This is a genomic window from Vibrio sp. 10N.222.47.A9 (assembly GCF_963872585.1).
Taxonomy (GTDB): domain Bacteria; phylum Pseudomonadota; class Gammaproteobacteria; order Enterobacterales; family Vibrionaceae; genus Vibrio; species Vibrio splendidus.
The window spans coordinates 200,567-212,536 of record NZ_CAWNBB010000029.1 but is presented as its reverse complement, the minus strand read 5'-3'; the positions used below and the strand labels follow the sequence as shown (position 1 = coordinate 212,536).

Sequence of the window (11,970 nt, the reverse complement as noted above, 5' to 3'; positions counted from 1 at the left end):
GTTGATTTTAGAGCCTGAAGCTAGACGCTCCATTGATGTTTGTTGTGCGCTGTTTGCGTTGTTTAGGTAACGTTGCGCTGTCATCGCTGAAACGTTTGTATTTACATTCACTGCCATGGTGACTTCTCCAATTGATTTTCCGGTATAGCGGTTTCCGACGTCTCGGAAAACCAAGTAGTTATCTCTAAGTTACTATTAATAACGGCGTGAATGCCGAAACCTTTAGGAAAAAAACAACAAAATTAACGAAATAGAGAGAAAGGGGAAGAAAGCGTGACTGGCAGTAAAATTATCAAAAAAAGATGAGAAAAACGCTAAAGTTGTCGATAAGTTGGTCGAGCGAAAAGTTGTGCTTTTATTAACCAAAGGGCTTTAGTTAAGCTGAATTACCTTTATAAGATTCGAAGTGATTTATTAACCTAACAAGGTTAAGGCAAGATTGGGCGCTTGCTTAGCTTGAGCCAAAATAGTGGTACTGACTTGTTGCAGTATTTGTTGCTTGAGCATTTGAGTGGTTTCTTTAGCGTAGTCGGTATCTTTGATTCGGCTATTGGATGTCGCCAAGTTCTCATGAACATTTTCAAGGTTATTGATGGCATGATCAAAACGATTTTGCATTGCCCCTAGTTCAGAACGATGACTATCAACATACTTCATCGCTGTATCCAAAATAGAGACAGCACGCTGCGCGCCACCTACATCAGTGACATTGATGTCATCGACTGATTCGTAATAACCCGCCGACATCGAAAGCTCACTGGCTAACGAACCTGAGAAAGAGATCGTGCCTGCAGTGTCTTCGCCAGACATATAGATCTGAAGCTGCCCTTCATCATTGACGGAAGCAGAGACGAGATCCGTTTGACCGTTAATATAAGTCGCCAACTCTTCGATATCATCGCCTTCTTTCGCGTTGATGGTGAGCTCTTGTGGCTGACCAAAACGGTCGGTAAACGACATTGTCATATCATTCTGGTTGGATTTGACTGCCCACGAGTCACTTGCCATGCCATTGGCGACATAGCTAAAACCACCCATGTTGATGTCATCGGTACGCATATTTTTCAAACCTATCTGCACCGCTTCACCAGAACTGCCACCGATTTGAAATGAAGAACTACCAAAGCTACCGTTAAGGAGTTTTTTACCACCAAACGAGGTGGTTTCAGCAATTCGATTCAACTCATCATTTAGAGCTGTCACTTCTTCTTGAATAGCCGTCCTTTCCGACTGGCTATTCGAACCATTACTCGCTTGCAGCGACAAATCTCGCATGCGCTGCATGATATTGGTGGTTTCATTCATCGCTCCTTCTGCTGTCTGCATAATGGAGATACCGTCGTTAGCATTTCGAACCGCAACATCAATGCCACTCATCTGTGCTTCTAATCGATTCGATATTTGTAAGCCAGCCGCATCGTCTTTTGCACTATTAATACGGCTCCCTGAAGCTAAGCGCTCCAAAGATTGATTCAGCATGTTATTAGCATTAGAGAGGTTTCTCTGAGCCACTAGCGCTGAGACATTTGTATTAACAGTTATAGCCATAGACCTTCACTTACAAAAATATGAATAAAACTCACGATTGCTCTTATATCGACCAGTTCATATAAAACTTTAATAAAAAAAGGAGCCCTGAGGCTCCCGTTCTTTACTGCATACGAGGTGATTTACTTAATCGTTAATGCACTCAACATGTCAGTCGAAGGCGCAAAGTAGTAAGCGCCTGTCACTGCTTTAGTAAAGCGAAGCAGTTGGTCTGTTTTACCATCTGTCACGCCGTACATGCTCTCTAACATCGCATCGAAGTTATGACGAACATTACAGTAAGCAATGAACAGTAAGCCGTGATCGCCCGTAGCGGTACCGTAAGGTAGGCTGTGACGAACAATCTTAAGACCCTTGCCTTCTTCTTTGATATCCACACGACCAACGTGAGACGCAGCTGGAACATCATCTAGCTCGATAGAGTCCGGTTTAGTGCGGCCAACCACTTTCTCTTGTGCTGAGACATTCAATCGATTCCAAGCTGGCAGGTTGTGCACAAAACGCTGCACCATCACATAACTACCACCAGCGAATTCACCTTCAGGCACAATCGCTACTTCAGCGCGCTGTGCGTCTTTCGGGTTTTCAGTGCCATCAACGAAATCAGTCATGTCACGAGAATCTAGGAAGCGGTAACCGTATGTTTCATCAACTACTTCAACGTCCACAGCTACTTCAGATAGCAATTTACGTAAGATAAAGAAGTGCAGGTCGTGTCTATTTGAATGACAATGAATCAGAACATCAGACAATGTGCTCGGTGCAGCGACATCACCTTCACCAAGCGCAGGAAAATCAATCAAATCAGAGGGAGCAGCTTGCTCGAACTTATCCCAAAAAGCTTTTGAAAACGCAACCGATGCCGTTAAGTTCGCATCTGGTTGAGTTTGGTTTAGTTCGTCGATTAAACTCGATAGCTTTTGAAGTTCCGCTAATACGCTAGCAGCGTTCTCATTCACTTTTAGTTGAACATAAAGAGCGAAAGGCCCGGCTTCTGGCAAGATAGCACTTTGAATTTTAGGCTGCTCATTTGAGGTGTTAAGCATAGATTAATCCTTTCATTTTTAGCTTCTAAGTATAATTGTGAATGGGACAAATGTTTTGATGAAAATCAGTCTTCGTGCTCAACCACTTTAAAGCAATCCCTGGCAGCATGGCTATTGGTTAGATAAAGCGCTAACCATAGGAGCAACAATAGGGTGATAGCATTAGACCAACGGAACCATCCGTTATCTAAATAGATTAAATAAAGTGTATGGGTTCCTTGTGCCAAGATAGCCATCATGGAGACCCAACGTCCCCATGAAACCACTTGATTAAGGCGCTTTCTATCTGGTGATCTGAGTCCAAACAACCACATGAGTAACAAGCTCGGAATACTCAATGCAATCCCAACATAAAACATTTGATGATCTGGATAGATGATTTCGAGGATATCAGTGCCCGACTCTCGGCTTGCACCTGCAACAATGAAAACGACCAAAGCTTTCGCCAGAAATAGCCAACCTAACCATAATAGGATTGGGGCTTTTAAAAAGCCGTGCTTGTCGTATTGTTCTATGGAGTACCGCACAAATCTCACTTTCACTTATTTTCAAACCAACACTTTAACGCAAATCATTCATACTTAACTAGGTTTGCGTTATCTTATTGGTTAATCCGTTTTAATTATCGAACTCAGTATGAAAAAGAAAACTAATACACCATCTGTTGAATCTCAACAAGAAGCACTGAAGATAGCCAAAGCCACGCAAAAGCCAGCTCAAACCAAAGAACAAACCAAGTTGATTGCTCAAGGTATCGAGAAAGGCATCGCACTCTATAAAAAGCAGCAGAAAGAACGTGGCCGCCAAGCCGATAAAGCTAAAAAGCGCGTACAAAAAGAGAAGCAGACTCTACAAGCGAACCAAGACCAAGAACAGAATGTCGACTCGAATAATGAAACAACATCAAATCAAGCCAGTAAATTGCCGTGGTTATTATTGTTCGCAAGCTGGATAGGTTTCGCGATTTATTTGATGAGATAACAGGATAAGCGTATGAAAAAGGAATTAATCGCTTTGGCTATGAGTAGCGTGTTACTCGGTTGCACGACACCGACATCAACGCCTCATAGCGAAGCTGCCAACGTGCAAATGGATTACCATGGCGTGATTAATATCGATAAATGTCAGTATAAAGGGGAAGTCACTGGCAGCGAGGGACATTGGTATAGTTACCTGTTTTACCCAAATGACACCTTGATTCAGGGCGCGATGAATGAGCTCAAGTCAAATACGATTGAGTTAGGTGCAGATACCGTGATATTTACACTTCCCCAAGACTTTTCCACTTCCGTGACTATGTTGGGCACTGCCTATCTGTGTAAGTAGGTAGAAACTGTATAAGTAGGTAGAAACATAGTTAGACAGCTCAGCACTCAAATGAGCGAGATGCTACCTCTTCTATTTCGATTTCTACTTCTACTTCTACTTCTACTTCAAAAAAGAAAGCCAGCTTTCGCTGGCTTATGCACTAAATCCAAGGCTTGTTGCTATATCGCCTTTACGCTGGATAACCCATTGACTGTCAAATGGACCCCAGTCGGATAACTGGTAATAGCCATCATTATGACGTCGCCCATCTTGAACAAACATAAGTTCGATACCGATCCCCGGTAACGCCTTGAGTACATCTTGAATAGTACGACGAGGCCAACCCGTTTTTTCGATGAGTTTAGGCACATTTGGCCTATCAAGGCTTTCCACTAACAATGCTAAATATAGCCGCCTTGCAAAAACAGGACTCAACTCCATTGACACCTCCTATATATGTGCAACTCAATTATTTCTTTTTTCGCTGACAACATGTTGAGGTTGATCAATAAGTCTCCAATAGTGACATTTTCTTACTGTTTTTTTTCACTCTATGAAATATTCCTCACTCTATTTTGTCTGAATTGCAGCTTCCTGATAGGATTCAACTCATAACAACGAAATAAAATCACCCAAAGGAAGAACAATGACTATCACTATGTTTGGCATTCCGAACTGCGACACCATTAAAAAAGCAAAGAAATGGCTCGAAGCTGAAGGGATCAAGTTCGAATTTCACGATTATCGCAAACAAGGCATCACTGAAGAGTTGGTTACGACCTTCTGTTCAGAACTTGGCTGGGAACTTGTATTGAACAAACGTGGTACGACTTATCGCCAACTTTCACAAGAACAGAAAGATACATTAACGGAAGACAAAGCCGTGACTCTGCTTGTTGAACAACCAGCAATGATTAAGCGACCAATACTAAAAGTAGACGGTAAGCTTCATATCGGATTTAAAGCCGACCAATACGCCGCTATTTTTGCTTAGAGCACTGTATTTAGATAGACAGACTACTGGACGTTGATCATTAAATCAGCGCCCTAAAAATTAATGACTAGACGTTTTATTTAAACAAGGAATTCAAGGATGACAGATAGCCCAACTTTGGCTCTGGCAAAAGACCTCATTAGCCGCCAATCAGTAACCCCTGAAGATGCAGGCTGCCAAGATTTAATGATTGAACGCTTAAAAGCACTCGGCTTCGAAATCGAAGTGATGGTATTTGAAGATACGACGAACTTTTGGGCTCGCCGTGGTACAGAGGCGCCTCTATTTGCCTTTGCAGGCCACACCGATGTTGTACCTGCTGGCCCGATTGAGCAGTGGCACACCAAACCATTCGAACCGACTATCGTAGATGGTTTCCTACACGGTCGCGGCGCGGCAGACATGAAAGGCTCTTTGGCTTCAATGATCGTTGCAGTCGAGCAGTTCATTGCTAAACACCCAGACCACACAGGCTCAATCGGTTTCCTTATCACGTCAGATGAAGAAGGTCCTTTCATCAACGGTACGGTACGTGTTGTGGAAGCACTAATGGCCCGTGGTGAAAACATCGATATGTGTATTGTTGGTGAACCATCAAGTACTGAGTATGTTGGTGACGTTGTGAAGAACGGCCGTCGTGGTTCTATCACTGGCGATCTCACGATTAAAGGCACACAAGGTCATGTTGCCTACCCTCATCTAGCGAACAATCCAGTACACAGCTCTCTGCTTGCGATCAACGAACTGGCTACTACCGAGTGGGACAAAGGTAATGACTACTTCCCACCAACCAGCTTCCAGATCCCAAATGTAAGTGCGGGCACGGGTGCGTCAAACGTCATTCCTGGTGAATTTAATGTTCAGTTTAATCTTCGCTTTAGTACAGAATTAAACAACGACATCATCGTTGAACGAATCACAAATACGCTCGACAAGTATGATTTCGAATACGATTTGAAATGGACATTCAATGGCGACCCGTTCTTAACAGACGCAGGCTCACTGCTTGATGCTATTGTTGATGCCGTTGGCCACGTTAATGACGTAAAACCAGCACTACTGACTACAGGTGGTACATCTGACGGACGCTTTATTGCGCGCATGAAAGGGCAAGTCGTAGAGTTAGGTCCGGTTAATGCCACCATTCACAAGGTTAACGAATGCGTGAAAGTGGCTGACTTAGAGAAGCTAACCGACATGTATGAGAGAACGCTAGTGAACCTGTTCGCTAAATAGTTCTTTCATCAGCGATTGATAGCATCTAATTATTGAGAGACGCGTTATGACACCAGAGCAGCTAACCGGACAATCAGATTCTCATCTAGAACCTAGCCTCATTGGCAGTAAAACCTTCTTGGTTCACAGTAATGTCAAAGATGACCTAAACAGTTTGATTGAAGCTGCTCAACTCGCTGGCTTTAAAATGGAGATTGCCAGTGGCTTTCGCGACTATGAAAGGCAATCTCTGATTTGGAACCGTAAGTTTTCTGGTGAAGCACCAATATTAGACTCAGAAAGCCAAACACTTGATGCTTCAAGACTCAGTGAACAGCAAAAGTTGTCAGCGATACTGAGGTGGTCTGCACTGCCTGGGGCGAGTCGTCACCATTGGGGTTGTGACTTTGATGTCTTTGCTCGTAATCACTTGCCTGAAGGCACACAGCTGCAACTGGAACCATGGGAATACCTTACTGGCCACCAGCAAGCGTTTTACCAATGGCTTTATGCTAATGCATCTCAATTTGGGTTCTTCTTTCCGTACAGCCAAGACCTCGGCGGTGTGGCGATCGAACCATGGCATATCAGCCATCGAAAAGTATCGGAGTTGTGTTTATCACAGTTATCTCCCTCTTTACTTGGCAAGCAACTCCAATCTAAGCCAATATTAGGGTATGAGATTATTATGGAGCAGCTAGACGAGATCTATGCGCGCTTCGTGGCGAATATCAGTCATTAGGAGCGCATATGTTGGAGTGGCTTACAAACCCTTGGGTGATCATCATCATCGTGGTTAGTGTTGTGGTGGGTAATATTGCTGCGCTCAAACAGACCGCCAATATGGATCTGACTGGTCGTAACAAAACAGAGAAAGACTTAGACAAGCTCAATCAATTGGATAAACAGAACCAAGAGAAAGCTCAAAAAGATGAGTCTACGGACAACAAAGACGCTTAATTTTGTAGCTCTAAGGAGCCAATCTAATTGGCTAATAATCCGCTGACGACTAATCAACGAATACAAAAAAAGAGGACACAATGTGTCCTCTTTTTTATTGGCTTTAGCTAACCACAGGGCTGATATGACTTACTCTGTGGTTTTTCAGCTATGCTCACTCAGTTTTACTTACTCTGCATCAGCTTCTTTGTCATCTTTGGTTTGGTCAGCAACATGTGCTAATACCGGTACCATTGACTTCAGTAGCTCTTCTTCTACTGGCTTACCTGATGCATCCGTTACGTTAATTGACGTACGGTTACCAAGATCACCAAACAAGAAGGTGTAAGTGCCTGGAGCCAAATCAATGGGTTGTAGGCCAATTGTTTCCCAGAATTCATCATCTGGCGCAGCATACTTAGCTTTTACAGTACCTTGAGACTGGTTACGCTCTTCAAGCTCAAAGCCCATCGTCGGTAGCAAGGTAGGCAAACGCTGCCACAATACATTGTATGGAGTACGAGCAATGATCACAGGGAAGCCACTGCGGTCAGCACCCATTGAGATTGGAATGCGTTTAACCAACTCTTGCGCTTTCAACGCTGCTTCAGCACGAAGGTTTTCATCGTACTTAGCCATCACTAGATTCGTTAAGAACGCGTTGTAACGCTCCTTATTGGTTGCCGATACCGGCTTCTCTTCAGAGCCTTCACGCCAATCGATAAGGTTGATCTTGAAGCCATGGCGGTTGTTCGCTTGGAAACGAGAGATAGAGTAACGACTGCCGATCTCTACTTCTTCATCTTCAGAAACCCAAGTAACCCAATCGGTCTCAATATCGTTTTCTGACTGTTCACGAATACCAATGCCACGTTGTGCCAGCATATCTACAGCCGTTTGCCACACGCGGTCTGCTTCTTCAGCACGAAGAAGCCATAGTGTCACTTCACCATTCTGACGCTCAGATCGAGCACCTGGGATCAGCTCAAGAACCTGTTGCGGCGGACGAATATCCACTTCACGGCCTGTACCACCACTGAACTCACCGCTTGGGATGTCAAAATTTGGATAGAACTGAGGTTGAGCATCTTCAGGCAGCTGCCATTGTGAAAACTCAGGTGTTTCTAAGTATTCGAAATCATCTTTGGCTTGGCGACGTTGAGTCGGGCTGCCAGAACATGCTGTAAGAACGAAAACAGCCAGTGATCCAATCACTAGCTGGTGAGAATACTTCATTTATACTCCTAAATGCCGAAGGTTCACTTCGGCATCACTTCATACGTTTTTAGTAAATGCACGCTTCAGTCATTGCTTGAGCAACAACGGGTTGAGCTGGCTTTGACAATTCAGTCAACGGTAGACGTAAGCCACCTTCAGCAATCAGACCCATTTTATGAACCGCCCATTTTACGGGAATAGGGTTGGACTCAACGAACAAATTCTTATGTAGAGGCATCAAACGCTCATTGATCGCTTCTGCTTCTTCAAACTTGCCTTCTTTCGCTAACTTGAACATGGTTGCCATATCAGCGGCTGCAACATTGTTTGTTACAGAGATCACGCCATCGCCACCACGCTTAACAAATTCTAGACCTGTTAAGTCATCACCACTTAGTAAGATAAAATCTTCGCCACAAAGTTCACGGTGAATTGCAATTCTGTCGAGATCACCCGTCGCATCTTTAAGTGCAACGATGTTTTCGATCTCAGCAAGGCGAGCAACCGTTTCAGGTAACAAGTCTACAGCAGTACGACCTGGTACATTGTATAGGATTTGTGGAACGTCACTGACTTCAGCAATCGCTTTGTAGTGTTGGTACAAACCTTCTTGAGTCGGTTTGTTATAGTAAGGCGTTACGCTCAGGCAACCAGCAATACCAGAACCATTCAGCAAACGGCTGAATAGAACAGATTCGTGAGTTGCATTTGCACCTGTACCAGCGATAACGGGAATACGACCATCAGCAAATTCAACGATCTTATTGACGACTTTGACATGCTCTTCAATAGTGAGTGTTGAAGACTCACCTGTTGTGCCAACCGCAACCAGACCATCACTACCTGCAGCAACATGGTGCTCAACTAACTTTTTAAGGCTGTCGAAATCCACTTCACCATCTGTATTAAATGGCGTAACTAGCGCAACGATACTTCCTGAAAACATGTCTATCTCCCTTAATTTATTCTTTTTGCATGTTACTGTAAGCCAATCAATAAACACAAGACATTAAAGTGGCTTACCGGCAACATCTGCATTAAATATTGTCGTATGTTTGAGGTAAAACGACTTCTAACGGCGTTCTACCGAGAATTTGGGTAACCTGCGCTCAATCTAGCGGATAGCACAGCACTGGATGTCAGTAACAAGTAAGCTGTGCTCTCATAGCTCAATCACATTTTTTAACGCGCTCGATATTCTTATCATTGGTTGCATGTTAGAAGCAAGGTGCCTCATAAAAAGCCCCGTACGCACGCTTATTCCACGAGCTAACTGTGCTAACATGCATGAATCAATGGAATATAAAGAGACGTGATTTTATGACTCAACATCTAGTAATCACAGCTGTGGGCACAGATCGCCCAGGTGTATGCAACCAAGTGGTTCATTTAGTCACCCAATCAGGCTGTAACATTATTGATAGCCGTATCGCTCTATTTGGCGAAGAATTTACGCTTATCATGCTGCTGTCTGGAAAGGCAAACAACATCACCCGCGTTGAAACCACCCTGCCCTTGCTTGGACAAGAGCACGACTTGATTACGATTATGAAGCGAACCTCAACTCATGATGTTATTGAGAACTCTTACACAGTAGAGGTGTTCGTTGAGTCAGAAGATAAAATCGGCCTTACCGAGCAGTTCACTCAGTTCTTTGCTGACCGCAACATAGGACTCGACTCGCTGAGCGCCCGAACCATCAATAAATCTAAAGTTCAGCTCGACAACGACCAATTCCATATCTCTATTACCGCTTCTGTGCAATCAGAATGTAATTTGATGCAGCTACAAGAAGAATTCGATTCGCTGTGTCAGAGCCTATCAGTCCAAGGCTCGCTCAACTTTATCAAAAACAGTTTTTAAAAAGGAAATATCATGAATACGCTAACGGCTGGTGTTCCAGCACCTGCTTTTTCTCTTCCAGATCAAGATGGCAATATCGTATCTCTTGGTGACTTCAAAGGTAAAAAAGTCCTGTTCTATTTTTACCCAAAAGCAATGACTCCAGGTTGTATTGTGCAAGCTGAAGGCCTGCGTGATATCAAAGCACAGCTTGATGACCTAAATGTGGTTGTTCTAGGTGTGAGTGTTGATCCAGTAAAACGCCTACCAAATTTCGTCGAGAAGAAATCTCTAAACTTCACACTGCTATCAGATGAAGACCACAGCGTTGCTGAACAGTTTGGCGTTTGGGGAGAGAAGAAATTTACCCCTGATTTTTTTTAATGACAAAGAACCTTGATTGTTTTTTATGACGAGCTACCTTTGATATGTGAGTAACATATTGAGGGTTATTTTGTGATTGAAAGACATGAAGAAACAAACTCCGATCTCTATGATGACTTCAGATTGCTCTCCATAGAGGTAGATACATTAGCAAAGCTAAAACTTAAAGAGAGCATCAATGTTGATTCTGGTGACGTGACCTACTCACCCTACCTTTCACCTTCCAATCTTCAATCACGCTTCAAGAAAACAGACATTGTCATTTCGCCAGATGGAAATGTTGTTTATCCACAATCTCTTTACCTTGTATCAAAATTGCGAGGTGAAGGAGCCGTCAAGAACACAGATTCGATAGCCAAAGGATTACTAGCCTTTACTCGGTATTTAGACTCAACTCATTACTCTCAACTTGATGAAGATGGGACTGAGATTCCACCTGAGTATTTAACTTATAAAACTCTGACCAAGTATGAAGAAGAAGGGGCGCCTTGGCGCTTTGCAGAGTTCCTTTTGGCAAACTGTCGTGCTAAAAAAGGTGCGACTGGTAAAGAGGCATATTCGCTTAGCTCTGCAAAAAGCTATATAGGCGCTGTTATCAGCTTTTATAAGTGGATGCAAAAATACGGTTACCTCAAAAATGATGATGAGCATATATTGACACACTTCACCGAGGTTGAAGGTTATGAGGACGGCATCAACCAGTACGATATGCTTGCTCATACAAAGTCTGGTGAAAAGCGGGTCTATGAAATGTCAAACATCATGAAGATGTTCCCAAAGAGAGATAAAACACCTACTTATCAAAAATTGAAGCCCATGTCGTTCGATCACAAAGAACTTTTCTATCAGTACATAGATAAATTACCAAAGCCCATTTGTCTGATGTTGAGGCTATGTGAAGAGGCAGGGCTTAGGATTGACGAGGCCACTCACTTTCCTACTAGTGATGTTGGTAACAAAGGTTACAGTGGCCTAGAAGTCGTACCTATTCGCATTACACGTACCAAAGGCAGTAAACCTCGCACTGTTGAAATCCCTATCGCACTTTATGAAGAGTTAGAGATATACAAGGAATGTAATCAGCGACAAAAGAACCTAACTCGACGAAAAGAGATAACAGACTCTAAACAAGAACGAGACACTAGCGAGTACCTTTTTATTTCCAACAAAGGGCGACCTTACACAGAGAATACTCTGGAAGTCCACTTTGGCATACTGAGAAAACACATCCGAGCCATAGAACCCAGCTGGTACTACCGAATCCATGACCTGCGCTCAACTTACGCAACAGATTGGCTTTGGAATGAATCTCGGAAACGACAAGTTGACTATGACTATCTAATGGATGAGTTAGCCTTGCTGATGGGGCATTCGAGCACCTCAACGACTGAAAAATACATTAAGTTCATGAATAAGCTTGATGACCAATTGAGAATCGCAAAGAGCAAAAACATCAAGATAAACAAGGGGTGGTAG

14 protein-coding genes and 2 pseudogenes are annotated in these 11,970 nt (G+C 43.3%); 9 read left to right on the top strand and 7 right to left on the bottom strand.

The features are described from left to right. The 4 genes and pseudogenes from AACT19_RS08330 to AACT19_RS08315 form a co-directional block, all read right to left on the bottom strand. A pseudogene (locus AACT19_RS08330) lies at positions 1–117 on the bottom strand (flagellin); the annotation flags it as partial. Between the two features lie 297 nt (positions 118–414). Next, positions 415–1,548 carry a flagellin gene (locus AACT19_RS08325; protein ID WP_076645979.1) on the bottom strand — a complete coding sequence of 378 codons (1,134 nt, stop codon included), beginning with the start codon at positions 1,546–1,548 and terminating at the stop codon, positions 415–417. Positions 1,549–1,670: 122 nt separating this feature from the next. Next, the gene (locus AACT19_RS08320) at positions 1,671–2,594 is read right to left on the bottom strand and encodes a Dyp-type peroxidase (RefSeq protein ID WP_076645978.1); all 924 of its coding nucleotides are present in this window, start codon (positions 2,592–2,594) and stop codon (positions 1,671–1,673) included. A gap of 65 nt (positions 2,595–2,659) precedes the next feature. Then, positions 2,660–3,121, bottom strand: coding sequence for a DUF2919 domain-containing protein (locus AACT19_RS08315; protein ID WP_076645977.1), 462 nt, complete (start codon positions 3,119–3,121; stop codon positions 2,660–2,662). A gap of 109 nt (positions 3,122–3,230) precedes the next feature. Between AACT19_RS08315 and AACT19_RS08310 the strand changes: the two genes are divergently transcribed. Together AACT19_RS08310 and AACT19_RS08305 are read left to right on the top strand one after the other, a co-directional pair. Beyond that, the gene (locus tag AACT19_RS08310; RefSeq protein ID WP_076645976.1) at positions 3,231–3,575 is read left to right on the top strand and encodes a DUF2956 domain-containing protein; all 345 of its coding nucleotides are present in this window, start codon (positions 3,231–3,233) and stop codon (positions 3,573–3,575) included. 12 nt (positions 3,576–3,587) lie between these two features. Next, on the top strand, positions 3,588–3,920 hold the full coding sequence (locus AACT19_RS08305) for a DUF4156 domain-containing protein (protein ID WP_017084124.1): 333 nt from the start codon (positions 3,588–3,590) through the stop codon (positions 3,918–3,920). Positions 3,921–4,055: 135 nt separating this feature from the next. Here the strand turns inward: AACT19_RS08305 and AACT19_RS08300 are convergent, their stop codons facing one another. Continuing rightward, positions 4,056–4,343, bottom strand: a complete 288-nt coding sequence (locus AACT19_RS08300; RefSeq protein WP_004734273.1) for a winged helix-turn-helix domain-containing protein — start codon at positions 4,341–4,343, stop codon at positions 4,056–4,058. A 205-nt stretch (positions 4,344–4,548) separates the two neighbouring features. Here AACT19_RS08300 and AACT19_RS08295 point away from each other — a divergent pair, with 205 nt between their 5' ends. The 4 genes from AACT19_RS08295 (at position 4,549) to AACT19_RS08280 (ending at position 7,071) form a co-directional block, all read left to right on the top strand. After that, on the top strand, positions 4,549–4,896 hold the full coding sequence (locus tag AACT19_RS08295; protein WP_017079437.1) for an ArsC family reductase: 348 nt from the start codon (positions 4,549–4,551) through the stop codon (positions 4,894–4,896). Between the two features lie 99 nt (positions 4,897–4,995). Next, complete coding sequence (dapE, locus tag AACT19_RS08290) at positions 4,996–6,132, top strand: succinyl-diaminopimelate desuccinylase (RefSeq protein WP_017090166.1); 1,137 nt, start codon at positions 4,996–4,998, stop codon at positions 6,130–6,132. A 46-nt stretch (positions 6,133–6,178) separates the two neighbouring features. Further along, on the top strand, positions 6,179–6,853 hold the full coding sequence (locus AACT19_RS08285; RefSeq protein WP_076645975.1) for a M15 family metallopeptidase: 675 nt from the start codon (positions 6,179–6,181) through the stop codon (positions 6,851–6,853). An 8-nt stretch (positions 6,854–6,861) separates the two neighbouring features. Further along, positions 6,862–7,071, top strand: a complete 210-nt coding sequence (locus AACT19_RS08280) for a DUF2897 family protein (RefSeq protein WP_004734277.1) — start codon at positions 6,862–6,864, stop codon at positions 7,069–7,071. A gap of 168 nt (positions 7,072–7,239) precedes the next feature. On the opposite strand, the gene bamC is transcribed toward AACT19_RS08280, so the two are convergent. After that, positions 7,240–8,286 carry an outer membrane protein assembly factor BamC gene (gene bamC / locus AACT19_RS08275; protein ID WP_017079433.1) on the bottom strand — a complete coding sequence of 349 codons (1,047 nt, stop codon included), beginning with the start codon at positions 8,284–8,286 and terminating at the stop codon, positions 7,240–7,242. 49 nt (positions 8,287–8,335) lie between these two features. Beyond that, positions 8,336–9,214 carry a 4-hydroxy-tetrahydrodipicolinate synthase gene (gene dapA / locus AACT19_RS08270; RefSeq protein ID WP_004734279.1) on the bottom strand — a complete coding sequence of 293 codons (879 nt, stop codon included), beginning with the start codon at positions 9,212–9,214 and terminating at the stop codon, positions 8,336–8,338. A 374-nt stretch (positions 9,215–9,588) separates the two neighbouring features. On the opposite strand from dapA, the gene AACT19_RS08265 reads away from it, so the two are divergent. The 3 genes and pseudogenes from AACT19_RS08265 (at position 9,589) to AACT19_RS08255 (ending at position 11,970) form a co-directional block, all read left to right on the top strand. Beyond that, entirely contained in the window at positions 9,589–10,131 is a 543-nt protein-coding gene (locus AACT19_RS08265; protein ID WP_076645974.1) for a glycine cleavage system protein R, read from the top strand. 12 nt (positions 10,132–10,143) lie between these two features. Further along, positions 10,144–10,476, top strand: a pseudogene (gene bcp, locus AACT19_RS08260) (thioredoxin-dependent thiol peroxidase); the annotation flags it as partial. Positions 10,477–10,566: 90 nt separating this feature from the next. Next, complete coding sequence (locus AACT19_RS08255; protein ID WP_076645972.1) at positions 10,567–11,970, top strand: tyrosine-type recombinase/integrase; 1,404 nt, start codon at positions 10,567–10,569, stop codon at positions 11,968–11,970.